The sequence below is a fragment of the Weissella halotolerans DSM 20190 genome (assembly GCF_000420365.1).
GTDB classification, from domain to species: Bacteria; Bacillota; Bacilli; order Lactobacillales; family Lactobacillaceae; genus Weissella; species Weissella halotolerans.
The window spans coordinates 250,425-276,942 of record NZ_ATUU01000002.1; the positions used below are offsets into that span (position 1 = coordinate 250,425).

Below are 26,518 nucleotides of genomic sequence, written 5' to 3' on the forward strand. Positions count from 1 at the left end.
AAAACATTCCTATGGTACATACCGGTGCAAAAAATGACTAACAACGGCTTCGTACTTTTGTGGGTCTACCTGGTAAGCGTCCATGTGCCCAGCTGATTTAGCAATATACTGTTCCTTTGGTCCGCGATTAGCTCGATAGACATCATGAATCATCGCTGTTGGTACAAACTTGTCCTCAGACCCATGAATAAACAAGATTGGCCGTCGATTATGCTTTAAAGCTTCTGTTGGCCGAACTTGATCATAGCTGTAACCCGCTAGCCAACGTGAATAAAGCGATAAGGTTTCAACCATCGGCCGGGTAATCCACATTGGTAAATGATACATACCGTTCGCCTCATAATAGAGCTCCTGGCGAACATCGTTATAACCACAATCCTCAATGAAGGCTTTAACCTGCTTAGGGGGTTGCATCCCCGCTAATAACATTGTGGTTGCCCCTCCTAAGGAGGTACCATAGACCACAATCTCACTGTCAGCCCCTTCTTGCTTAATCAATTGCTTAATCCAGGCTAAATAATCTTTAGCCTCTAAATACCCAAAACCAATATAGCGTCCCTGTGATCGACCAGCTGCTCGATTATCAGCCAGCACAACATTGTAACCTTGCTCATGCATGAGCTGGGCATAAGTGATATTAGCATTATGATCAACTGAAAAGCCGTGAATCACAATGGCAATTTTTTTAGTGGGCTGGTCAGCTGGCACATAGTCCCCTTTTAACAGAAGGCCATCCTCAGTTTTTAACTGTACTGGTTTTTTAGGCAGGGCTAACCAAGCCTGCTGTTGTGCATACAAATGATCAGTCGGCTTTAAACGTCCCCCACTAACAAACGATTTCTCAGACCGTACCTGGGCGGTATGAAAAAAGTAGGCACTCATTCCTAGATAACCTAGTGCTAGTATAGTCATTAGACCGCATATAATCTTTACTATTCGTCGTTTCTTCATCCTACTTGCTTCCTTTACTCATCATCCCATTTTATCTTTCCTATTATACGAGGATTCACTTCTAAATTGCCAGCCCGGCCTTTGCTTTAGCTCTAAATATGCTACAATATTAAAATAAAATGAGAAAGTTGGTGTTCTTTATGTCTTATTCACAAAACTGGGATCTTGATACCATCTATCCAGGTGGTATCGATTCTCCAGAATTCCAAACTAAATTAACCACCCTAGCGAACCAAATTGCCAACTTTAGCCGGGCTGTAAGTAATTATGACCTGAAGCAAGACCAACCTGACTATCAGGAATTGGCGAGGCTCACCAGCCAAGCTCAAACCATCGAAAGTGGTCTAGGGACGGTGAACGTCTTCGTGACCGCCCTAATTTCAGCCGACTATACAAATCCTGAATATCGGCCTTATGATGCCAAAATTCAACAATTAATGGTGACCTACCAAGCCCCACTTGATACTTTTAGTCGGCGCCTAGCCACCCTATCTGAAGCCGACTTTCACGACCTCATCCACCTTCCGGCCTTTTTTGATATCGCTTTTCACCTAAGCACACTGCGTAAAAGGGCCCAACACCTATTAGCCCCTGCTAATGAAGACCTAGTAAACCAGCTTCGTCTAGATGGCTTAAAGGGCTGGTCGAGTCATTATGATACGATTGCTAGCACACTATCACTGCCCTTTACTGATGAAAACGGACAAACATCCACCATTTCAGCCGGTCAAGCCCTAAACTTCCTCGATGGTTATCCAGATGCTAAGGTTAGAGCAAATCTACTAGATCAATATGAACAGATGTGGACCAAGGCTGAGCCTCTCACCGCCGACACCTTAAACCACTTAGCTGGGGCCCGCCTAACTGAACAAAAGGCCCATGGCTATCAAGATGTTCTTGAGGAACCACTAGCCTTAAATCATATGTCCAAAGCTACTCTGCAGGCAATGTGGCAGGTTGTAGACCACAATAAGGAAATGTTCAAACCCTACTTTGCCCGGAAAGCAGAACTCCTTGGCCTAACAGGGATCGGCTGGCAAGACCAGGTTGCACCCTTAAACCAAATTGGCGATTATCAACCCGCCCCACAGGATTATGATACAGTTGCAAATTTTATCGTCCAAAACTTTGCTAAGTTCTCCCCTAAAATGGCCGCTTTTGCTCAGAATGCTTTTGACAACCACTGGTTAGAAGTTGAAGATCGTCCTGGTAAGCAACCTGGTGGTTGGATGGAATCAGTTCCCGATAAAAAAGAATCCCGTATCTTCTTAACCTTCACTGGATCGGTTAACGATGCGGCTACGATTGCCCATGAATTAGGTCACGCCTTTCATTCAGACACCCTCAAAGATCTACCCCTTTGGCGCGATGATTACGCAATGAATATTGCTGAAACAGCCTCAACTTTTGCTGAATTATTAATTGCAGATGCTAATGTTGCCGCTACTGATAGTGATGCTGAAAAGGTCGTTCTCTTAGACGCTAAGATGACCAATTCTGTTGCCATGTTTTTAAATATTCGAGCGCGCTTTATCTTTGAACAAGCCTTTTACCAGGAACGTCAGGCCGGGTATGTTCCGGCTAAACGCCTGAATGAACTCATGGATCAAGCACAGCAAGAAGCCTTTGGTGGTATCTTAACCAAGCGACACCCTCATTTTTGGTCAGCCAAATTACACTTCTTTATCGATGATGTGCCCTTTTATAACTTTCCCTATACTTTTGGCTATCTCTTTAGCTTAGGTATCTATGCCTGGGCTAAAAAGCAACCAAATTTTGAAGCAGCCTATATTGACCTCCTTAGAGATACAGCTAACATGTCGACCGAAGACTTAGCTAAAAAGCATCTAGGCGTTGATTTAACGCAACCTGACTTTTGGCAAGCAGGCGCAGACCTTGTTAAAGCTGATATCGACCAATTTATGGACCTATCAACACAATTTATCAAATAAGCACTAGTAAAGGCCAGTCCACAAGAGACTGGCCTTTTTTTAATGGACAAAATAAAGTCGTTCATCGATAATATCAAACGATGGGTACTGAATCGTTTTTACTTCTGTTAAGTGGGCCTGAGACCAAAATTTCCTAGAATTCGTAGCTCCTTGCCGTTCTCCTATGACTATTAATTGGCCATGTTCAAACCATTGGTGTTTACGTAACCACTTTAGAACGTCCCAATCTGCCGTACTAGTATCTGGCGCCCAGCTCAATAGAATGGTCGTCACCTCTTGGCTGTAGCGGACTAAGGATTCAAGAGCTGACAACTTCTCCACCGACGTAACCGGCTTCACCGCGGTAATTGGTTGATCTTGCCAATCCTGATTATCAGTAGCCAAAATACGTTGCTCTGGTGCCAGAGCACGCAAACCCGCTGTTAAATAACCCTGTCCAGCCATAATTTCTAAGACCGGTTGCTGGTTAAGCAAGCGTCCTAATGCCTCAACTAAAGGCTGGGAAACATAACCATACATGTTAAAGGTCTCAATTAAATATGTTCGTAAATTCGACAGCACCTGGTCTAAATCGGGTAAAGAATCAATTAAAGACTGCCACCAATGGTTACCCCGGACCGCATCTGTTGGATAGCGTTGCAAGACAGTCGCCTTTAAACTATCTATATCTGCTTGCGTAACTGCCATCGTGGGAAGGGCTGGTGGTAAGTATCCCTGATTAAGATCCTGGACCACTTGCATAGCCAACTGAATTTTTTCAGCTAATGGCTTCACAGCTTGATAAAGTTGGGCAAAGGGAACAAGTTGCTCATAATAAAGCAAGGTCGACAACTGCCGACCTTGTCCAAAGGTTAATTTTGTTTCTTTCATTACTTTACTTTCACCCTTAAAAGAGATTTTCTTGATGGTTAATCTTCACATCATCATCCTGAATTGCTGTTACTGGATTTAAATAGGCATTAACATACTGAAAAATATCAAAACGCTGCTGATCAGTCAGGGGCTTACCATTGAAATCAATTTCTTTACCCGATAAAAACAGCAATGAGAGATCAGTCTTTTCAGCCATGGAACGACCGACTAAGAAATCCATCGACACATCAAAAAAATCAGCCAACTTACATACTTCAATGTAAGAAGGTGAGCGATCACCTCGTTCCCAGTTACCAATCTGCGCCGCCGTATTAGGCTTTTGACCGGGGTCTAGCTTTTTATTCATCTCCTCGGCCAAATTCTCCAAGGTAATACTACGTCCCTTACGTAATTCACGCAATCGATCTGGAAACATTGTCGCTTACCCACTCCATTACTTATTTTCCTATAACTGATAGAAATAATACCTTTTACCATTTTAACGAACATAGTGGCATTTTTCTAGCTAAATAAAAGAAAAAATTAACTTTTATGGGTTGGTTCCGTTCCTGTTAGTAAAACCACATCAACTGTGACCGACTTTAATGGTCGTTGTTCAGCCGCAAGTTGTGCCTCATGTCGAGCTCCCCAATGCAAGGGGGTCATGTGAAGTAGGGATTGATAAAGGTCAGTGGGAATCGCCCAGTCATACTGAACTGAGGCTACCTGTCCATTTGGATAATGTTCAAAAAAACGTTCTACGACTGCTTGGTTACTATAGGTATGCTGGGGACTTGAACTTGGATAAAGTTGCTCTCGTAACTCGTGTAAGTACCCTTTGGCTGGTACCACTTTAATCAAGCGCCCACCTGGCTTTAGCACCCGTGAAAATTCCGCATAGGCGCTTGGTGAAAAGAACTCAACTAAACTATCAAAACTCTGGTCAACAAAGGGCAACTGAGCTAAATCAGCCGTCAAAAAAAAGGCGGGACTGTTAAGCTGGGTGGCTAAGTTTATGCCGGCTTTTGAAATATCAAAGCCAAAGGCAGTATCTTGGTAGCTCCGACGTAGTGCCAATAAGTTGGCTAAAGGTGTTCCTTCGCCAGTCCCAACATCTAACATTGTCTGTGTTTTCTGTGGTAAGGTCTGGCTAACTGCAGTGATAATACCATCAAAGAGCCCTGCTGCTAGCACACGTCGCCGGTCAGCTAACATGGCATCATCATATTCTGTACTAGCAGGATGCTTTAAAAAGTTTAAAGACCCCTTTTTATTTAAATCCAACTGGTGATGCTGGCCGCAAACAATACTATGTCCTTGCACACTGACGTAAGGTTGCTGACAGACTGGACATTTAAATTTAGTCACTTCTTGCGCTAAAAAGTTTGCTGCTCCATCAATTTTTTTCATGTACTTTCCCTTTTCAATGTAAATGTTCTCGTTTCCAGTATACCGCAGATACGTGCTAACAAAAAAGACTGGTCGCCCTATCATGACCAGTCTTTTGTATTTATTAGACCTTTATTTAGCCGGTTTATTCAAAGCCATCGGTCGTCATTGAAGCTTGATAAAGGGCCACCACATCATCAGATGTCATTGGCACATAGGCTTGTTGCTCTAAGTGACCAACCTTTACGGCCGAGTTCGCCATTGGCACAAAGTGCGTTTCTTCATTAATATCAACACCCGGCAAGGTCGTTGGAACACCTAGTGACTTCACCCAGTCATAAGTCGCTTGGATAGCCGCCTGGGCAACTTGATCATCATCACCCTTCAATCCCCAGACCTGTCGACCAAAACGAGCGAATTTAGCCTCTGTTTGCTCATTCAAGGCAAACTTCATCCAACGTGGGGTTAAAATACCTAATCCGACCCCATGCGTAATATCATAATAAGCAGATAACTCATGTTCGATTGGATGAACTGTCCAGCCGTTACGCTCACCTGTACGAACAAGCCCATTTAAGGCCATCGTGGATGCCCACATTAAGTTAGCACGTGCATCATAATTATTTGGTTCTTCAATGGCCACTGGAGCCCACTTAATAACCGCACGCATTATGCCTTCAATCATACCATCTTGAACATCAGTGCCAGTAGCTTAATCAAAGTACTGCTCGGCTAAGTGTGAGAAGATATCAATTGAACCGGCCGCCGTTTGCCAAGCCGAGACAGAATAGGTTAAGGTAGGATCCTCAAAGGAAACGGCTGGTCGATTAGGACCGACTGTTCCTAACTTTTCATGCGTATTAGGATTTGAAATAACAGAACCATAATTCATCTCAGTACCCGTGGCCGCTAAGGTCAAGATATCGACTACTGGTAATTGATCAAGGTCGGTTCTTAGACTGGCATCTTTAACTAAATCCCAAGGGTCTCCTTCATAGTAGCGCGATGAAGCGATCACTTTGCTTGCATCAATCACAGATCCGCCACCAATTGCCAAAATAACTTGAATATCGTGCTCTTTAACAAGGGCTTGGCCCCGACGAACTGAATCAATCTTAGGATTGGGCGCAATACCATTTAATTCAGTGATATCAAAGTCCTCTAAAGCCGTCATCACTTGATCATAAAGCCCACTTTTTTTAATTGAACCACCACCGTAAACCAGTAGTACCCGCTGACCAAACTGTGCAAGAACGGTCTGCAATTCTTTTTGAAAACGATTAGCACCAAAACGAATATCCGTTTGATTTTGAATCTGAAAATTTTCCATCATAACCTCACCTTCGTATCATGTTTACTAGCCTAACCTTTGGGTGCTAGTTTACTATTTGTAAGTATAATTCGCAAGGACTAATCTTTAAATTATGAAAAAAATCTCATCCTAACTCAGTTAAGTTAAGATGAGATTTTAATTTATACAGCCTTATTCGTAAGCTTCTTCACCTGAATTACCAGAGTGCATTGACTGCTCAATATCTGATAGAGAAACCAGGTTCTCTGCATCATCAGTGGCTACCACAGGGTCTGCAACCACTTCAGGTTGAATAGCCTGGTAAGCCTTCACACCAGTACCAGCTGGAATCAGCTTTCCAATAATAACATTTTCCTTCAAACCAACTAATGGATCATTCTTACCGCGAATAGCAGCATCCGTCAAGACACGCGTTGTCTCTTGGAAGGAGGCAGCTGACAAGAATGAGTTGGTCTCCAATGAAGCCTTGGTAATACCAAGCAAAACTGGTCGACCAGTTGCTGGAATCTTTCCTTCGCGCAAAGGCTTAATGTTAGCTTCACGGAAATCAGCAATATCCAATAAGGTACCTGGCAACAAATCAGTCTCACCGGGATCCATTACGCGAATCTTACGCAACATTTGCCGGGCCATAACCTCAATATGCTTATCCGAAATGGCCACACCTTGCATCCGATAAACCTTTTGCACCTGATCAACTAGGTAGTTTTCAGTTGCCAAAGTATCACGGACTTGGATCATTTCCTTTGGATCGGCAGAACCTTCATTTAAGGTCTCACCACGGTGAATGTGGTCACCTTCAGCGACTCGCATCCGGGCAGTCATTGGTAAGGTATAAATGCGTGTATCAGTTTCACCCTCAATCGTCACTTCCTTGGTCCGATCAGAAGGATTTTCTTCAATGGACTTCACTTCCCCGGTTACTTCAGAAATAATGGCACGACCCTTAGGGTTACGAGCTTCAAAGATTTCTTGCACACGAGGAAGACCTTGGGTAATATCGTTTCCGGCAACACCACCGGTATGGAAAGTCCGCATAGTCAATTGCGTTCCTGGCTCACCAATTGATTGGGCAGCCACAGTACCGACAGCCTCACCAACTTCAACCACTTCACCAGTAGCCATGTTACGGCCATAACAACGTACACAGACACCGTGTTCTGTATTACAAGTAAAGACAGAACGGATGTTAACTGTTTGCACGCCGGCTTCAACAATTTGCTTAGCCTTATCCTCAGTAATCATCTCGTTATGCTTAACAATGACTTCACCAGTAGTTGGGTCGACCACTTCCTTCTGGGCAAAACGACCCAAGATACGATCATAAAGTGGCTCGATGACTTCGTTACCATTCATAATGGCAGCCACATCCAAACCACGATCGGTACCACAGTCCTCTTCACGGACAATAACATCTTGGGCAACATCAACCAAACGACGGGTCATATAACCAGAATCGGCGGTCTTCAAGGCCGTATCAGTCATTCCCTTACGAGCACCGTGGGTTGAGAAGAACATTTCCAAAACTGACAAGCCTTCACGGAAGTTGGCAATAATTGGCAACTCCATGATTTTACCATTAGGCGCAGCCATCAAACCACGCATACCAGCCAATTGAGAGAAGTTAGAAATATTACCACGGGCACCAGAATCAGACATCATGAAGATGTTGTTATCTGGTTCAAAATGTTCAATCAACTTTTCAGTGATATCATCCTTAGCCCGGTTCCAAATATCGATAACCCGCTCATAACGCTCTTCATCCGTAATCAAACCACGCCGGAACTGCTTGGTAACCGTAGCAACCTTATCATGAGCAGCCGCAATAATTTCAGGCTTTTCTTTCAATTCAGTGACATCGGCCACACCAACCGTCAAACCAGACTTAGTTGATTCAGCATAACCCAAATCCTTCATGCGGTCCAAAAGTAATGATGTCTCAGTAACTTTATAGATCTTGTAAACTTGGGCGATAACATCAGAAAGGTAACCCTTCTTGAAAGGTTCAAGAATTGGCGTGTTCTTGAAGTGTTCCTTTATGTTCTCACCTGGCTCGAGGAAGTACTTATCATCAATTCGAGATAAGTTAGCTTCAGTTGGTTCATTCAAGTATGGGAAGTCAACTGGCAAGATATCATTAAAGATTAACTTACCAACAGTCGTTGTCATAATCTTAGAACGTTGCTCATCAGTGAATGGCTTTTCTGCTGGGAATGAAGACGTCTGGACCCCAATCCGGGTATGCAAGTGCACATAGCCGTTTTGTAAAGCAGTCCGGGCCTCATTAATATCCTTAAAGATCATGCCTTCACCTTCACGGTCAGCCTCTTCGGTCGTTAGGTAATAATTACCAATAACCATGTCTTGAGAAGGCGTCACAATTGGCTTTCCATCCTTAGGTGCCAAAATATGACCAGCAGCTAACATCAAGAGACGTGCTTCGGCCTGCGCCTCGTCTGACAATGGCAAATGAATGGCCATTTGGTCACCGTCAAAGTCGGCATTGTAGGCCTCAGTAACCAAAGGATGCAAGCGCATCGCCTTACCTGAAACTAGGACTGGCTCGAAGGCTTGAATACCCAAACGATGCAAAGTAGGCGCACGGTTCAAGAGCACAGGATGTTCTTTAACAACATCTTCCAATACATCCATCACATCATCATCGCGCCGATCAATCTTACGCTTAGCAGCCCGGATATTGCCAGCCAAGTCCCGCTTAACTAATTCACGCATAATGAATGGACGGAATAACTCAACCGCCATGCTGACAGGTAATCCCATTTGGTTCATCTTCAAGAATGGACCAACATCAATAACTGAACGACCTGAATAGTCAACACGCTTACCAAGTAAGTTTTGACGGAAACGGCCTTGCTTACCCTTCAGCATGTGCGAAAGTGACTTCAAAGGACGATTACCAGGACCCGTTACAGGACGACCACGACGGCCATTATCGACCAAGGCATCAACGGCTTCTTGAAGCATCCGCTTTTCGTTTTGGACAATAATACCTGGTGCATTCAATTCTAAGAGACGCTTCAACCGGTTGTTACGGTTAATCACCCGCCGGTACAAGTCATTCAAGTCAGAAGTGGCAAAGCGACCACCTTCCAATTGAACCATTGGCCGTAAGTCAGGTGGAATAACTGGCACAACATCCATGACCATCCACTCTGGCTTGTTACCAGACTTTAAAAAGGCTTCCAAGATGTCCAAACGGCGAACCGCCCGCACACGCTTTTGGCCAGTTGCTTCCCGCAACTGTGCCTTTAACTCGTCAACTTCAGTTTCCAAATCAACATCCGCTAACAAGGTTCTAATTGCTTCAGCTCCCATACCTGCTTTAAAGGCATCACCATACTGTTGCTTTAAGTCACGATACTCACGCTCTGAAAGCAACTGTTTCTTTACTAATGGTGTGTCACCAGGGTCAGTAACAACGTATGAAGCAAAATAGATAATCTCTTCTAATGAACGTGGTGACATATCAAGTACCAAGCCCATTCGTGATGGAATGCCTTTAAAGTACCAAATATGAGACACCGGTGCAGCTAATTCAATGTGACCCATCCGCTCACGGCGAACCTTTGATGACGTTACTTCAACGCCACAACGATCACAGACAATACCCTTATAACGAATCCGCTTGTACTTTCCACAAGCACATTCGTAATCCTTGGTTGGACCAAAGATTCGTTCATCAAACAAGCCATCTTTTTCAGGCTTAAGTGTTCGATAATTGATTGTTTCGGGCTTCTTTACTTCACCATAAGACCAGCTGCGAATCTTGTTTGGACTAGCCAAGCCAATTTGCATGCTTTCAAACTTATTGACATCAATCAATGGTGTGACCCCTTTCTAGGTTTCGTTTAGAAGTAAGTTCATCGACGCAGCTAAGCCTGTAGTGAGTAGTGATGAAGACCTGTTCGTCGCCACTCACCACAAGCCTAGCGTATCGACTAGGCTTGCTTATCTAAACTTATATCGTGTTACTTTTTTTCAATATTACCATCAGACGTGATAACCCCGTCAGCATTAGCTGACTCGTCATCCTTATTGAATTGAGCATCAACTGCTTGATCAGTAGGGGTCTTATCCTTATCTAGGTTAACCACTTCATCTTCTTCTTCAGTATCTAAGTCACGTAACTCAATTTCTTGATGGTCAGCGTCTAAGACCTTCATGTCTAGACCTAGTGCCTGCAATTCCTTAACTAAGACACGGAAGGACTCAGGTACACCAGGCTTTGGAATTTGTTCACCCTTAACAATAGCTTCATAGGTCTTAACACGTCCAACCACATCATCGGACTTATACGTTAAGATTTCTTGCAAGGTATGTGCAGCTCCATAAGCTTCTAGCGCCCAAACTTCCATTTCACCAAATCGTTGGCCACCAAATTGTGCTTTACCACCCAAAGGTTGTTGGGTAACAAGTGAGTAAGGTCCAATTGAACGCGCATGAATCTTATCTTCAGCCATGTGGGCCAGTTTCATATAATACATGACTCCGACCGCAATTCGCTTATCGAAAGGTTCACCCGTACGACCATCATAAAGCACTGACTTACCATCAGCTGGCAATCCAGCTTCCTTTAAGGCATCCCAAATATCTGTATCTCGAGCACCATCAAAGACAGGCGAAGCGATATGAATACCTAACTCACGCGCAGCCATTCCAAGGTGAAGTTCTAGTACTTGTCCGATGTTCATACGTGATGGCACACCCATTGGGGAAAGCATGATATCAATTGGCGTACCGTCAGGCATATATGGCATGTCCTCGGATGGGACAACGACTGAAACCGTACCCTTATTACCGTGACGGCCGGCCATCTTATCACCAACTTGAATCTTACGGCGCTGGGCAATGTAAACCCGAACCATCATGTTAACCCCTGGTGCTAACTCATCCCCGTTTTCACGGGTGAAGATGCGAACATCTTGGACGACACCGCCACCACCATGAGGAACCTTCAAAGAAGTATCACGTACTTCCCGTGCCTTCTCACCAAAGATTGCGTGCAAAAGACGCTCCTCAGCTGAAAGCTCAGTCACACCCTTTGGCGTTACCTTACCAACCAAAATGTCTCCATCGTGGACTTCGGCTCCCACACGAATAATACCGCGTTCATCAAGATTCTTTAACTGATCTTCACCGGTATTTGGAATTTCACGAGTGAACTCTTCAGGTCCAAGCTTTGTATCACGTGCTTCTGATTCATATTCTTCAATATGAATTGACGTGTAGGTATCATCACGAATTAAGCGTTCATTGATAATGATGGCATCTTCGAAGTTATAACCTTGCCAAGTCATGAAGGCAATTAATGGGTTTTGTCCCAAGGCTAATTCACCTTGCTCCATAGCTGGACCATCGGCTAGGACTTCATCAGCGTCAACCTTATCGCCAACCGCTACAATTGGTGTTTGATTGTAGTTCTTACCAGCATTCGAACGCCGGAACTTCATCAACTTATACTTATCCAAAGAACCATCTTCACGGCGTACACGAATTTCACGTGCATCAACGTACTCAACAGTTCCTGGATACTTAGCAATAATCGCAACACCGGCATCATGAGCAGCCTTATACTCAATACCAGTTCCTACTAAGGCAGCGTGTGGCTTAATCAGTGGCAAGGCTTGCCGCTGCATGTTAGCTCCCATCAAGGCACGGTTAGAGTCATCGTTTTCCAAGAAAGGAATAGCCGCTGTTGCGACCGCAACGATTTGCTTAGGTGACACATCCATGTAGTCAACCTGTTCAATTGGTACTTCAACGTTTTCATCACCCTTACGTGCCAAAACCGTATCAGTAGCAAAGGAACCATCATCGTTCAAGACAGAATTTCCTTGGGCTACCACAAAGTTATCTTCTTCATCAGCCATCAAGTAGTCAATCTTGTCCGTTACCTTATGTGTATCCCAAGAGACACGTCGGTATGGCGTTTCAATAAAGCCATACCGGTTAACCCGGGCATACGTTGCTAGGGAATTAATCAACCCGATGTTAGGACCTTCAGGCGTTTCAATAGGGTCCATACGACCATAATGCGTATAGTGAACGTCTCGAACTTCATAACCGGCCCGGTCACGGGTCAAACCACCAGGACCAAGGGCTGAAAGACGACGCTTATTAGTTAATTCACCCAATGGATTGGTTTGATCCATGAATTGTGAGAGTTGTGAGGAACCAAAGAATTCCTTAACAGCTGCAACAACAGGGCGAATATTGATCAACTGCTGTGGCGTAACAGTGTCCGGATCTTGAATTGACATCCGCTCACGAACAACTCGTTCCATCCGGCTTAAGCCAATTCGGAAAGTGTTTTGCAACAGCTCACCAACACGACGAATACGGCGGTTACCCAAGTGGTCAATATCATCAACTGCGCCTAATCCTAGTTGTAGGTTCAAGAAGTAGTTCATGCCAGCAATAATGTCGGCAGGCTTCAATGTCCGTACTGACTCATCAAAATGACCATTACCAATCATTGGTAGTGTCTTTTCTGGATCATTAGGATCTTGCACGAGAATGCGTTGTAGCACCATTGGCTCCGTTACAACACCTTCATCAGCTGGAATATGCGTTTCCGTCTTGAAATCATCCCGGTCAAGATAAGGAGCTAACTTGCCCATAACTCGCTTATCAATGAGGGTACCTTTTTCAAATAAGACCTCACCTGTATCAGGATCAGCTAAAGTTTCACCTAAGGTCAAGCCCATCAAACGGGTCTTTAGTGACAACTTCTTATTGATCTTATAACGACCAACAGGAGCTAAGTCATAGCGACGAGGATCAAAGAAACGCGCAGTTAACAAAGACCGTGATGAATCAGCAGTCTTAGGTTCACCTGGGCGTAAACGCTCATAGATATCCTTTAAGGCCTCTTCAACACGTGAATCGTTAATATCCTTGTGAACATCCTTATCTAGGGTCAGATTAATAGAATCATAATCCTCACCCAGAATTTGTAGGATTTCAGAATCAGATCCATAACCTAAGGACCGTACCAACTCAGTCATTGGTAACTTACGGGTACGATCAATTCGCACGTAATCTAATCCCTTGGCATCCGTTTCAAATTCCATCCAAGCCCCACGGCTAGGAATAAAGGTCGTTCCATAAATTGGCCGGCCATTTTTATCTGGCTCTTCGGTGTAATAAACACCGGGTGACCGAACTAATTGTGAAACAATAACCCGTTCTGCTCCATTAATAATGAAGGTTCCTTGTGGGGTCATCAATGGGAAATCGCCAAAGAATACATCTTGAGACTTGATTTCGCCAGTTTCCTTATTAGTTAATCGCAAGGTCACATGCAATGGTGCCGAATAATTTGCATCATGGTTCCGTGCCTCTTCAATTGTGTACTTAGGCTCTAAGAGCTTATAGTCCACAAATTCCAGTGACAACTTGCCTTGGAAGTCTTCGATTGGCATGATGTCCGTAAACATTTCACGCAATCCTTCATCCAAAAACCAGTTGTATGAATCCGTTTGAATTTCAATCAAGTTAGGCAAATCAAGGACTTCCTTAATTCGCGCATAACTACGACGAACACGGTGTTTACCGTATTTAACAAGCGTTCCTACCAAGTTTTCCACCTCACTTTGATTTGGCCAACTACGCACTCCGTTTCTTACAATTTGGTTACAAATGACCAATCCAACCGTAAAAAACTGAATTTTAAGTGCAAAAAAGACAACAGCATTTCAATAAAAATGCTCTTGTCTCCTTTATGAAGCCGATCAGGGACAATATTTCCTGACCAACATTTTATTTGCACAATTAAACTAACCCTTATTGTACTGCTTATCAAAAGAAAGTGCAAGGTCTACACCCCACACTTTCTTCATGCTGCTAGGCCTCAACTAAGGTTGGTTGACCAGCCCGGCTATTTTCTTTCACCCGGATGGTCACTTCACCTTGTTTAGCCCCAATCGTAACCTGATCACCTACTGTGACATGACCAGCCAATAACTCCTCTGATAGTTTATCTTCGACCTTAGTTTGTAAAGCTCGTCGAATAGGGCGGGCTCCATATTCCGGATCAAACCCTGCCTTAGCTACCAAATCAATGGCCGCGGGTGTTAACTTCACTGTGACACCTTGTTCAGCTACCCGATTAATCAAGTCTTGCGCCATTAGTTTTACAATCTTACGTAATTCTTCCTTGCCTAAACTATGGAAGACCACTGTTTCATCCAACCGGTTGATAAACTCAGGACGGAAGGTCTGCTTGAGCGTGTCCTTAATCACAGCTTGCATAGCTTCATAATCATCCAATGGATTAATTGAACCAAAGCCAACCTTCTTTTCATCGCGTAAACGAGTAGCCCCTAAATTAGAAGTCATAATAATAATGGTATTTCTAAAGTCAACCTTGCGCCCCTTAGCATCCGTTAAATATCCATCATCAAAGACTTGTAGCATCAAGTTATAGATATCTGGATGGGCCTTTTCCGCCTCATCTAAGAGCACTACTGAATAAGGATGGCGTCGTACCTTTTCGGTTAACTGTCCCCCTTCATCATAACCAACATAACCAGGTGCCGAACCAACTAAACGACTAGCTGAATAGGCCTCACGATATTCAGACATATCAACTCGGATTAAGTTATCTTCAGAACCAAAGACAGCTTGAGCCAAGGCCTTAGCTAACTCTGTTTTCCCGGTTCCGGTAGGACCTAAGAACATGAAGGTCCCAATCGGCCGGTTAGGACTTTTAAGCCCTGATCGAGCTCGACGAATGGCACGCGCAATCGCTGAAACCGCTTCGTCTTGGCCAATTACCCGCTGATGCAAGACCCTTTCAAGATTTAATAAACGTTCTTGTTCTGATTTTTCCATCTGTTCAAGAGGAACACCTGTTTGTTCAGCAACAATTTCGTTCACATCGTGACTCGTCATTTCTAAATCATAATGCGGTGTCTTGGCTTCTTCCGCTTGCTTTGCTTGGTAATCTCGAATCACTGCCCGCTGATCCATTTCCATTTGCCGCAAAGAAGCTGCCCTTTCAAAATCAAGACGTTCAATAGCCGTTTCTTTAGCACGTTGTATTTTCTTTAATTCATCAGTCATCAACGCTAACTCAGTCTTATGCCCAGATGCTTCAATCCGAACTTTAGCCGCTGCTTCATCCATTAAATCGATGGCCTTATCTGGTAAGTAGCGATCACTAATATACCGTTGGGACAACTTCACCGCATCCGTTACTGCTTCGTCATGAATAGCAACCTGATGAAAGGCCTCATAACGCGGCTTCAAACCACGTAAGATAGCAACCGCTTCATCAGCACTGGGTTCATTAACCAATACCTGAGCAAATCGACGCTCTAAGGCTGCATCTGATTCAATATACTTTTGATATTCATCAAGGGTGGTAGCGCCAATTGTCTGTAAATCTCCCCTGGCCAGGGCTGGCTTCAAAATATCGGAAGCATCAATCGCCCCTTCTGCACCACCAGCACCAATAAGCGTGTGGAGCTCATCAATGAAAAGCACTACTTTGCCATCGTGCTGAATTTCTTCAATCACTTTTTTAACTCGATCTTCGAATTCACCACGGTATTTAGTGCCCGCAATCAGCGAACCCATGTCTAACATCATCAACCGTTTATTGGCTAAGTCTGTTGGCACCTGTCCGGCAACCATCCGTTGAGCCAGCCCCTCTGCGATGGCCGTCTTACCAACTCCAGGCTCTCCAACTAAGACCGGATTATTTTTAGTCCGTCGAGATAGGATTTGCACAACGCGCTTAACTTCTTTATCTCGTCCAATAACGGGATCCATCTTCTGGTCACGGGCCTTTTGCGTCATATCAGTAGCTAATGAATCTAGTAATGGTGTTCCCTCTGCCTGTTGGGCCTGTTGACCACGGCGTCGGTTGAAGCCCCGGCGACGATTACGTTGCTGATTCGTAATACTAATACCCAATTTTTGTAAAATCACTCGTTGCATTTCACCTAGGTTAACGCCCAAGGCCAGTAGAATCCGTGATGACAAGATAGTGTCATCTGCTAGCAAGGCCAATAGGAAGTGTTCAGTCCCAATTTTGGTTTGGGCCAATTCCTTAGATTGGCGACTAGCCAAGGTCAAAACATCAGCCGCTTTAGGTGAATAAGGCAAGTAGCCGTCCTCTGCCTGGCGATTCAAATTTCCGTAACCTGTAAAATTCTCAATTTCTTCTCGTACCAAATCCTCAGTTACTTGAAACTGTTCCAAAACGCGATTAGCAATGCCATCTTTTTCCATGGTTAAAGCTAAGAGCAAATGTTCAGTCCCCACTGCCTGATGCTTAAACCGCTTTGCTTGTTCTTGCGCTAATTCTAATACTGTTTGTGCACTCTCTGTAAATTCATTATTCATAGTTATCCACGCTCACTTTCAAATCGTAATCGATTTAACAACTGGGTTAACAAGCGCGTCCGCAAAGCATTTGCTTTTTGAACATTACCAAACGTTAAGGCCTCCGTACTTAACAAGGCCCCAATCAGACTTTGCTCATGCTTTGTTAACAGACCCTTTTGCATCAAGCAATCTAACACTTCATCAGCCTGGCTAGACGTCGTTAAATCGCCCAAACTTGCAACCATTGCCCTCAGATAGGCATCATCGGCCCCGGGCGCCACCTGTTCAATGCGAATATAACCTCGACCTCCGCGTTTGGATTCAACCAAATAGCCTCTTTGTAGAGTAAAACGGGTTTTTATCACGTAGTTGATTTGTGACGGTACCACATCAAACTGTTCGGCAATACTAGCCCGTTTAATTTCGATGTGCTTATCCTTGGTCAAAATTGCTTTTAAATACTGTTCAATGCAATCAGACATGTTATCTGCCGTCATCTGCCCCATCTCCTTGACTATTGTTGACCATAATTATAAACCGGAGCCCCTTTTAATGTCAATATTAGTCAAAGCCACTTTAATAGACAAGACAAAAACCATCAAGTAAACTTGATGGTTTTACGTAGTGCACCTAGCAGGAGTCGAACCTGCAACCTTCTGATTCGTAGTCAGACACTCTATCCAATTGCGCTATAGGTGCAATATATTAAATTTATGGTTCGCATAAGAACCGAAGCGAACGACGGGATTCGAACCCGCGACCCCCACCATGGCAAGGTGATGTTCTACCACTGAACTACGTTCGCATATGATGCCGACTACTGGATTCGAACCAGCGACCCCTTCATTACTAGTGAAGTGCTCTGCCAGCTGAGCTAAGTCGGCATATTCTCAAAATAACATTGAGATATATGCGGATGACAGGAATCGAACCTGCACGCCCGAAGGCACTGGAACCTAAATCCAGCGCGTCTGCCAGTTCCGCCACATCCGCAACGCATCATTATGTCGAACTTTCGCTCGAAACAACTTTTATATAATACCAATTATCAGCTAAGGTGTCAACCCCTACCTAATTTATTTTTATGAAGAAAAATTAGTAAAAGGATTAACTTTCAGCAACAAGACTAAGTATACTGACTTCATACATAAAAAGCAAGGCCTATCAGCAAAGAAAAAGCCCGGCAAATAGCCGAGCTAAAATCTTTATTTCATAATATTTGAAAGGTTTGCTTCAGGAACAATTTTATCAGCGCCAAAATAAGGAACTAAAACATCCGGAATTGTCACTGTACCATCAGCATTTTGGTAATTTTCTAAAATTGCGGCAACCGTCCGGCCAACCGCCAAGCCAGATCCATTTAACGTATGAACAAACTGCAAGTTGCCTTCTTCATCACGGTATTGAATCCGAGCCCGGCGCGCTTGGAAGGACTCTGTATTTGAAACAGAAGAGATTTCTCGATAAGCATCTTGCGCTGGTAACCAAACTTCTAAATCATTTGTCTTTGCCGCTGAGAAGCCCATGTCACCAGTGGATAAGGTAATCACATGATAAGGTAAGCCTAACTTTTGCAAGAGACTTTCAGCGTTAGCCACCATTTTATCTAACTCCACGTAAGATTGGTCCGGTTTTGCAAACTTAACCATCTCCACCTTGTTAAATTGATGCATCCGAATCAATCCTCGCGTATCTCGACCGGCAGCCCCAGCTTCCTGTCGAAAGGCTGGTGTTAAGGCTGTCACTGAGATTGGCAATTCATCAGCATCAATCACTTCTTCACGATAATAGTTAGTCAATGGTACTTCGGCCGTTGGAATTAAGGTCATTTCATCATGTGCGCCCACCCGGTAAGCATCATTCTCAAACTTTGGGTATTGGCCTGTTCCAACCATAGCAGCATCTTTGACAAGGTATGGTGGGATAACTTCTACATATCCTTCTTTTTGATGTTCATCCAACATGAAATTATAAACTGCGCGTTCAAGCCGTGCACCTTGACCAATATAATAAACAAAGCGGGCTCCCGACACCTTAGCACCCCGTTCAAAGTCTAAAATACCTAAGTCTTCACCAAGCTCAAAATGGGCCTTGGGTTTAAAATCAAATTGACGAATGGCCCCCCACTTACGCTCCTCACGATTGGCGGCCTCATCTGGTCCAACCGGAATAGTTGGATTAGGTATATTAGGCAGGTGTAATAAGCGATTATGCAAAGATGTATCAAGAGCCTTAACTTCCTCATCTAAAGACTTGATTTCCGCCGCTACAGCTTGCATTTTGGCAATCGTATCAGTGGCATCTTCCTTATTACGCTTTTTCAAACCAATTTCTTCAGACACCTTATTACGATCTGCCTTTAATTGCTCAACCTTGACTAACAATGCTCGCCGCTGACTATCATCTGCTACGATAGCCTCAATCACGCCTGGTTCAACGCCACGCGTTGCCAATTGTTTAGAAGCCAAGTCAGGCTGTGTCCGAATTAACTTAATATCAATCATTCCATTTCCTCCTTAGGATTAAGGTTAAACTAGTAAACCAAGCTGACGTAATTGCTCATCAACCATCGTTAACACAGCCTTGGCCGCTTTAGGATCTTCTACAAAATCATACTGATCCCCATCGATTTTCAACTTAGGTGAACGGTCATATTGATCAAACCAAGCTGCATAACGCTGATTTAACTGTTGGTAATAATCATATAGTGCTGGATCATGATCAATTTGTTCAAAATTTCGACCCCGCTTTTGAATCCGTTTCAACATTGTCTCAAAGGAAACCGAAATATAAATTAATAGTCCGGGATTCTTTTGTAAGGCATGTTCAGAATGATCAACTTGTTCCATCATATTATCTAACAGGTCCGAATAGATGTCAGCTTCCGTCTGGGTGGCCCGTTCCATATCAGCATTTAATTGAAAGAGCAATTGGTCCTCATAAATCGATCGGTCGATAATATTTAAGGGACTGTCCTGCGCATCATAGATGTTATCTAAACGCTTATTTAGGAAATAATTTTGCAATAAGAACCCGTAGCGCTTTGGATTTTCATAAAACAAGGGCAAAATCGGATTATCATCCACGGACTCATAAAGGGCCTTGCTCCCTAAGTGATCAGCCAACATCGTCGTAAGGCTGGTCTTGCCTGCACCAATCGTGCCTGATAATACAATCATTAAAGTTCCTGCTTTCTAAATGTTTTCTAGGCTTTATTTTACCAAAAGAATGTCAGCCTGTCAGACATAACCACTACTTCTTAAACTTAGTTTTGCCCCGCCTGCTTAATTTGCTGCACATATTCTTCCAATGTTAAGTGATGTTTGGCCATGTAGTGAGCATTTGCTAGTCCAACGTAGCGAAAATGCCAACTTTCATAAGCAATGCCAGTCTGTTTTACTGCCGCTGCTGACTTGGGATACCGTAAGACAAAGCCATAGTCAGGCGCATGCCGGATAAGCCACTGCTGACCTTTTTCTTGATCAGACTCTGAATCTAAACCATGGGTACGATCCCAATAACTGTCGGTCATAATATCCACAGCTAAACCAGTATGGTGCTCACTAGCACCAGGGGTTTGAATATAGGCCCGTGTTTTTTTATAGGCTTCTTTTTCACTGTCACCTTGATTAAGATACTGCTCTTCTTGACGGGCAAACACTTCTTTTTGATAGGCAATCGACCGATAGCCTGAAACTAAAGTAGCCGGATAACCTACATCACGTGCTGCCTGTAAAAAGGCCATTAGTGGTTTTTGAATCCGTTGATCAAAAGTCTGACCAGCATAGGTTGCCTTTTGAAAAGACAACTCTTTTTTTAAAGGGTAGTGACTATTTACTAACCGCAGGTCTGGATTATCCAATTGCGCCGTCTTCGGTAAAGATTCTGCCTTAGACGACTTATAGGCCGCTTCCTGCTTGACTTTGTCCGTTTTCATCTGATCTTGGTTTTGCCTACTTAAACCAACACCAATCATCACCAACATAAGTAAGACAACTAAACTGACCCAGCCTGCACGTTTGCTATACTGCTTCATACGCTTCCACCTTTCTATCCACTATCCCAGCCCCAACCTTCGCCAACACAGAACCAACCAATTAGCACGACTAACTGGTTGGCTGGTAACAACGGGTGGCTTAGGCGCCTGATTCTGTAAGAAGTCAGCATCCTGCTTGTTCTGAAAGACAAGCTCTGCCTGCCCAACCTGGCTAGCCTTTTTAAGTGGTGCTTGCGGTAACTTTGCTTTTGCTGCTGGCTGAATTAATTTAAGGGTTGCCTCATTTTCTTCCTGACGGGCTACAAAAACAGTTACCGGTGCGGCTACTTTGACTGGCACTTGCTGATTTTTTGCAGTTAACAGGTTAAGCGTTGACCGCCCCTTTAATTGTTTTAAAACCACTGTCTTTGTCTGTGCCTGTACCTGATCTAATAGGCTCAGCGTAGTTGAAAAAACAACTTGACGCCCCTGCTGACCAGTATTTAAGGCCACTGTAATCACTGGTCGCCTTTTCACCTGAGCAATGGTGACCAAGTTCGTCCCATCGTCCGGCGTTTGACCCGTTTTTAAACCACGAATCTGATAGCGCCGATTACCAACCAATTGATTACTATTTTTTATCGTCTTACTTTGTCCATTCAAATCTGGAATCTGGGCTTGTTTTTGTGCGGTAATTGAAACTACCTGCGGAAAATCTTGGACTAGATGCTGTGCTACCAGGGCCACTTCACGGGCTGACAACTTATTTTCTGCTTTTGGACTAATCTTTGAACTTTTAAAAGGGCCTAAGTCGGCTTCTGATAAACCAGCAGCCGAATACCAATGAACCCCTTTAATGCCCCAACTAGTTAAAAGTCGCTCGGCGCGTCGATTATAGGCTGCTTGGCTAGTAGCTACTAAATTCGCCAAGGTCATGGCAGCACCATTACCCGACGGCAATAAGGCGGCTGTTAGAAGGTCACGAACAGTATAAGGATGTTCACTCGTCAACGGTACCGTATCTAAATTACCCGTCTGAGTAAAACGGGCAATTTTTTCTGGCACATAAACTGACTGTTCCATCTGCAGCTTGCCTTGCTTAAGCTGCTGGGCAACTAGATAGACCACCACTAATTTAGATAAAGAGGCAATTGGCAAACGCTCTTCGCCATCCTTATCTGCTAACACTTGACCTGTAACTTGATCAACTACTACTGCTGAACGCGTTTGTACCTGCGGCTTTATGACAGCTGCTGAACTCAATATTGGTACCATTCCGATCATGACCCCCACCAGACCGGTTACCAGTTTGCTCATCCCCTTCATTACATTCCCCTTTACTTTTTAAACGTACTGAAATTCATTATAGCAAACCCTATTTTAATTACGTATTTGCTCATAAAAAAAGCCCCCAAAGGGAGCTTTTTTACTAACGACCAGTAGCCGCATGAATTCGATTCACCGCACGTAAGAGAGCCGCTTGTGCTCGGTCCTGCTCACGCTTATCATGCGCTTCTTTCAAACGACGCTCAGCACGTTGCCGGGCAGTCTCAGCCCGGTTCACATCGATGTCGGCTGCCTTTTCAGCTGCATCTGCTACAATCGTTAATTGATTATTCGTAAACTCAACAAAGCCACCGTTAACGGCTAATAACTCTTGATAATCTTCGTCATCATTTTTAACTTTTACTTCACTGATCCGCAATGCCGAGACAAAGGGATTGTGATTAGCCATCACACCTGTTTCACCAGAAACAGTATGTAGGACAACCAAGGTTGCTTTGCCGTAATCAAACACCTTACCAGCAGGCGTCACGACCGCTACCTTAAAATTATGTGCGTCCTCCATGATCAGCCCTCACTTTCCACTATGCGTTCATTTTAGCAGCCTTTTCAGCTACCTGTTCAATGGCACCAACATTTCGGAAAGCCTCTTCTGGGTATTGGTCATATTTTCCTTCTAAGATTTCCTTGAAAGAACGTACCGTCTCTTCAACTGGCACATATTCACCCTTTACCCCAGTAAAGGTTTCAGCCACTGAGAATGGCTGTGATAGGAAGAACTGAATTCGGCGTGCCCGACCAACCAAGGTTTTCTCCTCGTCTGACAATTCATCCATCCCCAAAATAGAAATGATATCCTGCAACTCACGATACCGTTGCAAAACGCGTTGTACTTCAGAAGCAACGTCATAGTGCTCTTGACCAACGATTTCAGGCGTTAAGGCCGTTGAGGTTGATGCTAATGGATCAACGGCTGGATAAATTCCCTGCTGCGTCAAAGAACGCTCCAAGTTAGTTGTTGCATCCAAATGAGCGAAGGTTGTAGCCGGCGCTGGATCAGTATAATCATCGGCTGGCACATACACCGCTTGAATGGATGTGATTGAACCGTTCTTAGTTGATGTAATCCGTTCCTGTAACTGACCCATTTCTGTAGCTAATGTTGGTTGGTAACCAACGGCTGATGGAATTCGGCCAAGCAAAGCTGACACTTCAGACCCAGCTTGTGTGAAACGGAAGATGTTATCAATGAAGAGTAAAACATCTTGATGGTTTACATCACGGAAATATTCAGCAATTGTCAATCCGGTTAGGGCTACCCGCATCCGGGCACCCGGTGGCTCATTCATTTGACCATAAACCATGGCCGTCTGCGCTAAGACCCCTGAGGCCTTCATTTCATAGTACATATCATTACCTTCACGGGTTCGTTCTCCAACACCCGTAAAGACTGAAATTCCGTTATGACCTTGAGCGATGTTATGAATAAGCTCTTGAATCAACACGGTTTTACCAACTCCAGCACCACCGAAAAGACCAATCTTTCCACCACGAATATATGGAGCCAGTAAATCAATGACCTTGATTCCTGTTTCTAGCACTTCCGTTGAAGTTGCTAATTCATCATATTCTGGTGCAGCCCGATGGATTGGCATCCGCTTTACATCCTTTGCAAAAGGTTCTCCGTCATCGACGGGTTGACCTAATACATTGAGGACCCGGCCTAGTGTTTCCTTACCAACTGGTACTTCAATCGGCGCTCCTGTGTCTGTTACCGACATTCCACGCTGCAATCCATCAGTCGAATCCATGGCAATTGTTCGCACAACACCATCACCCAACTCGATTGAGACTTCAACTGTTAGTTGCTTACCATCGCCTTTATCCACGATCAAGGCGTTATTAATAGTTGGAAGTTTTGCATCTGTTGGAAAGGCAACGTCGACAACCGGTCCAATAATCTGAACAATTTGTCCGGTACTCATTGTTTTTCCTTTCTATATTTGGCTGTCTGCCACTAATCTTCCAGGGCAGCCATACCACCTGTAATTTCTGTTATTTCAGTCGTAATAGCACTTTGTCGTGCACGATTAAACTCAAGTCTGAGCTTATTAATCACTTCTTCAGCATTATCAGAAGCCGCTGACATGGAAGTGACCGAAGCCGCATGTTCAGCCGTTTTGGCATCCAAGATAGAGCCGTAAATTAAGCTTTGTGCATACTGAGGCAATACGACTTCCAAGACATCTTCTGGTGATGGTTCAAAATCATACTCTGGTGGTACCGTATCGGGATTTTCTTCCTTAGCTTCCAAATCATCTGTGGTCACGGGCAACATCTTTACTACCCGAACTTCATTTGAAATTCGCGAAACAAAGTGTTGATAAGCTACCTCTAGTTCATCAAACACTTCATTATCATACATAGTCGTTACCATTTTTACGATTCCACGGACTTCATTAAAATCGGGTACATCTGAAACACCGCGATATTCGTAGGCTACATTAAAACCACGCTTCTTAAAGAAGTCAGCTCCGTTACCACCAACGGCTAAGATTACTAATTGATCCTTACTTAGTTGGCGTTGTTGAATATCAGCCATGACGGCTTTAATCAACGTCGAGTTATAACCACCAACTAGCCCCCGATCAGAAGTTACGACCAAATAACCAATCTTTTTAGCGGCACGTGTTTCTAAGAGCGTACCTGACACATCACCTAAATGGGCCTTAGCTAAATGAGCCACCACATTCTGTAAGTAACTAGCATAAACCCGATAACCGTCCCCAGAACGCTGAATCTTAGCCAATTTTGCAGTAGAGACCATTTTCATCGCATTCGTGATTTGACGCGTACTTTGCGTTGAACTAATCCGTCTTTGGATTCCTTGTAAAGAAGCTGTCATTTCTGCCCTCCTTTACTCATTTCTTCGCTGTTGGAACAAACGTCGTCTTAAATGCCTCAATGGCTTCATTTAACTGATCAGCATCAGGCAGGGCCTTAGTTTCAACAATCGTTGCCAACAAGTCGGCATGTGATGAGTGCATCGCTGTTAACAGTTCTGTTTCAAAACGTTGAATATCCTCTACCGCCACATCATCTAAGTAACCATGCGTCAGTGAGTATAATGACACAACTTGATCTTCAACTGCCAAAGGATGATGCAATGGTTGCTTCAACAATTCAACAGTCCGACGACCACGGGCCAACTTAGCTTGGGTGGCTTCATCCAAGTCAGAGCCAAACTGGGCAAAGGATTCTAGTTCATGGAACGAAGCCAAATCCAAACGCAAGGTTCCTGAAACCTTCTTCATGGCCTTAATTTGCGCATCACCACCAACACGCGAAACAGATGTTCCAGCATCAATGGCTGGTCGAATGCCGGCATAAAACTCGTCAGCATCTAGGAAAATTTGACCATCGGTAATCGAAATAACGTTGGTTGGAATATAAGCTGATACATCACCCGCTTGGGTCTCAATAATCGGCAGCGCCGTCATTGATCCACCACCCAACTTATCAGATAACTTGGCCGCCCGCTCTAGCAATCGTGAATGTAGATAGAAAACGTCACCAGGGTAGGCTTCACGACCAGGCGGACGACGTAAGATTAACGACAGCTCACGGTAAGCTGTAGCTTGCTTTGATAGATCATCATAAACAATCAAAACATGCTTGCCATTGTACATGAACTCCTCACCCATAGCAGCACCAGCATAAGGCGCTAGGTAGAGCATAGGAGCTGGCTCAGAAGGCCCAGCTGAAATCACGATGGTATAGTCTAAGGCACCATATTTACGTAGTGTTTCCACTTGGGCACGGACCGTTGAATCCTTTTGCCCAATAGCTACATAAATGGCAATCATATCCTGATCCTTTTGATTCAAGATAGTGTCAATCGCAATAGATGTTTTACCAGTCTTACGATCTCCAATGATTAACTCACGTTGTCCGCGACCAATTGGAACTAGGGCATCAACAGCCTTAATTCCAGTTTGCAAAGGCTCTGAGACAGATTGCCGTTGCATAATTCCAGGTGCTTTTGCTTCTACAGGACGCGTCTTATTCGTATTAATTGGACCTAGGCCATCAATTGGCTGTCCCAAAGCGTTCACTACACGTCCAATCAGTTCCTCACCAACAGGCACTTCCATGACACGACCGGTACGCGTTACCGTATCACCCTCACGGATGTCATCATAACGTCCTAAAATAATAATACCGACGTCATTTGACTCCAAATTTTGCGCCATGCCATAAACGCCACTGTCAAAACGAACCAGCTCGCCCGCCAAAACGTCATTTAAGCCGTCAACACGTGCGATTCCATCACCAACATAGGTTACGGTTCCAGTTTCTTCTACTTTTAATTCGTCTTGATAGTTAGCTAATTGCTTCTTAATGAGGGAACTGATTTCTTCAGCTTTAATGCTCATTTCCACAGTT

The 26,518-nt window shown here is 44.1% G+C and carries 17 protein-coding genes, 4 tRNA genes and 1 pseudogene; 1 reads left to right on the top strand and 21 read right to left on the bottom strand.

Annotated features, from left to right (window positions below; translation table 11 throughout):
• Positions 1 to 9: 9 nt before the first annotated feature.
• Complete coding sequence (locus G414_RS0103895) at positions 10 to 951, bottom strand: alpha/beta hydrolase (RefSeq protein WP_022791555.1); 942 nt, start codon at positions 949 to 951, stop codon at positions 10 to 12.
• A gap of 140 nt (positions 952 to 1,091) precedes the next feature.
• Between G414_RS0103895 and G414_RS0103900 the strand changes: the two genes are divergently transcribed.
• Positions 1,092 to 2,903 (top strand): M3 family oligoendopeptidase, encoded by a 1,812-nt coding sequence (locus G414_RS0103900; RefSeq protein ID WP_027694534.1) that lies wholly within the window; start codon positions 1,092 to 1,094, stop codon positions 2,901 to 2,903.
• A 39-nt stretch (positions 2,904 to 2,942) separates the two neighbouring features.
• Here the strand turns inward: G414_RS0103900 and G414_RS0103905 are convergent, their stop codons facing one another.
• The 20 genes and pseudogenes from G414_RS0103905 to atpA form a co-directional block, all read right to left on the bottom strand.
• Positions 2,943 to 3,773, bottom strand: coding sequence for a hypothetical protein (locus G414_RS0103905; RefSeq protein WP_022791557.1), 831 nt, complete (start codon positions 3,771 to 3,773; stop codon positions 2,943 to 2,945).
• Positions 3,774 to 3,789: 16 nt separating this feature from the next.
• Positions 3,790 to 4,191 (bottom strand): helix-turn-helix domain-containing protein, encoded by a 402-nt coding sequence (locus tag G414_RS0103910; RefSeq protein ID WP_022791558.1) that lies wholly within the window; start codon positions 4,189 to 4,191, stop codon positions 3,790 to 3,792.
• A gap of 107 nt (positions 4,192 to 4,298) precedes the next feature.
• Positions 4,299 to 5,165, bottom strand: coding sequence for a methyltransferase domain-containing protein (locus tag G414_RS0103915; protein ID WP_022791559.1), 867 nt, complete (start codon positions 5,163 to 5,165; stop codon positions 4,299 to 4,301).
• 124 nt (positions 5,166 to 5,289) lie between these two features.
• Positions 5,290 to 6,474 (bottom strand): annotated as a pseudogene (locus G414_RS07245) (iron-containing alcohol dehydrogenase).
• A 153-nt stretch (positions 6,475 to 6,627) separates the two neighbouring features.
• Entirely contained in the window at positions 6,628 to 10,299 is a 3,672-nt protein-coding gene (gene rpoC / locus G414_RS0103925; RefSeq protein WP_022791560.1) for a DNA-directed RNA polymerase subunit beta', read from the bottom strand.
• A 146-nt stretch (positions 10,300 to 10,445) separates the two neighbouring features.
• The gene (rpoB, locus tag G414_RS07250) at positions 10,446 to 14,066 is read right to left on the bottom strand and encodes a DNA-directed RNA polymerase subunit beta (protein ID WP_081634563.1); all 3,621 of its coding nucleotides are present in this window, start codon (positions 14,064 to 14,066) and stop codon (positions 10,446 to 10,448) included.
• Between the two features lie 256 nt (positions 14,067 to 14,322).
• Positions 14,323 to 16,830, bottom strand: a complete 2,508-nt coding sequence (locus tag G414_RS0103935; RefSeq protein ID WP_022791562.1) for an ATP-dependent Clp protease ATP-binding subunit — start codon at positions 16,828 to 16,830, stop codon at positions 14,323 to 14,325.
• A 2-nt stretch (positions 16,831 to 16,832) separates the two neighbouring features.
• Entirely contained in the window at positions 16,833 to 17,309 is a 477-nt protein-coding gene (locus G414_RS07735) for a CtsR family transcriptional regulator (RefSeq protein ID WP_022791563.1), read from the bottom strand.
• A 128-nt stretch (positions 17,310 to 17,437) separates the two neighbouring features.
• Positions 17,438 to 17,511: transfer RNA gene (locus G414_RS0103945), tRNA-Arg, on the bottom strand.
• Between the two features lie 34 nt (positions 17,512 to 17,545).
• Positions 17,546 to 17,617 (bottom strand) — tRNA-Gly (locus G414_RS0103950).
• A gap of 6 nt (positions 17,618 to 17,623) precedes the next feature.
• Positions 17,624 to 17,696: transfer RNA gene (locus tag G414_RS0103955), tRNA-Thr, on the bottom strand.
• A gap of 27 nt (positions 17,697 to 17,723) precedes the next feature.
• A tRNA-Leu gene (locus G414_RS0103960) sits at positions 17,724 to 17,805 on the bottom strand.
• 212 nt (positions 17,806 to 18,017) lie between these two features.
• Positions 18,018 to 19,316 carry a serine--tRNA ligase gene (serS, locus tag G414_RS0103965; RefSeq protein ID WP_022791564.1) on the bottom strand — a complete coding sequence of 433 codons (1,299 nt, stop codon included), beginning with the start codon at positions 19,314 to 19,316 and terminating at the stop codon, positions 18,018 to 18,020.
• Positions 19,317 to 19,340: 24 nt separating this feature from the next.
• Complete coding sequence (locus G414_RS0103970; RefSeq protein WP_022791565.1) at positions 19,341 to 19,991, bottom strand: deoxynucleoside kinase; 651 nt, start codon at positions 19,989 to 19,991, stop codon at positions 19,341 to 19,343.
• Between the two features lie 86 nt (positions 19,992 to 20,077).
• Positions 20,078 to 20,848 carry a M15 family metallopeptidase gene (locus G414_RS0103975; RefSeq protein WP_022791566.1) on the bottom strand — a complete coding sequence of 257 codons (771 nt, stop codon included), beginning with the start codon at positions 20,846 to 20,848 and terminating at the stop codon, positions 20,078 to 20,080.
• A gap of 21 nt (positions 20,849 to 20,869) precedes the next feature.
• Positions 20,870 to 22,114 (bottom strand): D-alanyl-D-alanine carboxypeptidase family protein, encoded by a 1,245-nt coding sequence (locus tag G414_RS0103980; protein WP_022791567.1) that lies wholly within the window; start codon positions 22,112 to 22,114, stop codon positions 20,870 to 20,872.
• A 103-nt stretch (positions 22,115 to 22,217) separates the two neighbouring features.
• Positions 22,218 to 22,637 carry a F0F1 ATP synthase subunit epsilon gene (locus G414_RS0103985; RefSeq protein ID WP_022791568.1) on the bottom strand — a complete coding sequence of 140 codons (420 nt, stop codon included), beginning with the start codon at positions 22,635 to 22,637 and terminating at the stop codon, positions 22,218 to 22,220.
• 19 nt (positions 22,638 to 22,656) lie between these two features.
• Positions 22,657 to 24,057, bottom strand: coding sequence for a F0F1 ATP synthase subunit beta (gene atpD, locus G414_RS0103990; RefSeq protein WP_022791569.1), 1,401 nt, complete (start codon positions 24,055 to 24,057; stop codon positions 22,657 to 22,659).
• Between the two features lie 32 nt (positions 24,058 to 24,089).
• On the bottom strand, positions 24,090 to 24,977 hold the full coding sequence (locus G414_RS0103995) for a F0F1 ATP synthase subunit gamma (RefSeq protein WP_022791570.1): 888 nt from the start codon (positions 24,975 to 24,977) through the stop codon (positions 24,090 to 24,092).
• A 16-nt stretch (positions 24,978 to 24,993) separates the two neighbouring features.
• Positions 24,994 to 26,508: a F0F1 ATP synthase subunit alpha gene (atpA, locus tag G414_RS0104000; RefSeq protein WP_022791571.1), complete on the bottom strand. Its 1,515-nt coding sequence runs from the start codon at positions 26,506 to 26,508 to the stop codon at positions 24,994 to 24,996.
• Positions 26,509 to 26,518 lie beyond the last annotated feature (10 nt).

Excerpts from the sequence above, each read along its gene's own strand:
- G414_RS0103895 (WP_022791555.1), bottom strand. The coding sequence starts at position 951 with ATGAAGAAACGACGAATAGTAAAGATTATATGCGGTCTAATGACTATA.
- G414_RS0103900 (WP_027694534.1), top strand. The coding sequence starts at position 1,092 with ATGTCTTATTCACAAAACTGGGATCTTGATACCATCTATCCAGGTGGT.
- G414_RS0103905 (WP_022791557.1), bottom strand. The coding sequence starts at position 3,773 with ATGAAAGAAACAAAATTAACCTTTGGACAAGGTCGGCAGTTGTCGACC.
- G414_RS0103910 (WP_022791558.1), bottom strand. The coding sequence starts at position 4,191 with ATGTTTCCAGATCGATTGCGTGAATTACGTAAGGGACGTAGTATTACC.
- G414_RS0103915 (WP_022791559.1), bottom strand. The coding sequence starts at position 5,165 with ATGAAAAAAATTGATGGAGCAGCAAACTTTTTAGCGCAAGAAGTGACT.
- G414_RS0103935 (WP_022791562.1), bottom strand. The coding sequence starts at position 16,830 with ATGAATAATGAATTTACAGAGAGTGCACAAACAGTATTAGAATTAGCG.
- G414_RS07735 (WP_022791563.1), bottom strand. The coding sequence starts at position 17,309 with ATGACGGCAGATAACATGTCTGATTGCATTGAACAGTATTTAAAAGCA.
- serS (WP_022791564.1), bottom strand. The coding sequence starts at position 19,316 with ATGATTGATATTAAGTTAATTCGGACACAGCCTGACTTGGCTTCTAAA.
- G414_RS0103970 (WP_022791565.1), bottom strand. The coding sequence starts at position 19,991 with ATGATTGTATTATCAGGCACGATTGGTGCAGGCAAGACCAGCCTTACG.
- G414_RS0103975 (WP_022791566.1), bottom strand. The coding sequence starts at position 20,848 with ATGAAGCAGTATAGCAAACGTGCAGGCTGGGTCAGTTTAGTTGTCTTA.
- G414_RS0103980 (WP_022791567.1), bottom strand. The coding sequence starts at position 22,114 with ATGAAGGGGATGAGCAAACTGGTAACCGGTCTGGTGGGGGTCATGATC.
- G414_RS0103985 (WP_022791568.1), bottom strand. The coding sequence starts at position 22,637 with ATGGAGGACGCACATAATTTTAAGGTAGCGGTCGTGACGCCTGCTGGT.
- atpD (WP_022791569.1), bottom strand. The coding sequence starts at position 24,057 with ATGAGTACCGGACAAATTGTTCAGATTATTGGACCGGTTGTCGACGTT.
- G414_RS0103995 (WP_022791570.1), bottom strand. The coding sequence starts at position 24,977 with ATGACAGCTTCTTTACAAGGAATCCAAAGACGGATTAGTTCAACGCAA.
- atpA (WP_022791571.1), bottom strand. The coding sequence starts at position 26,508 with ATGAGCATTAAAGCTGAAGAAATCAGTTCCCTCATTAAGAAGCAATTA.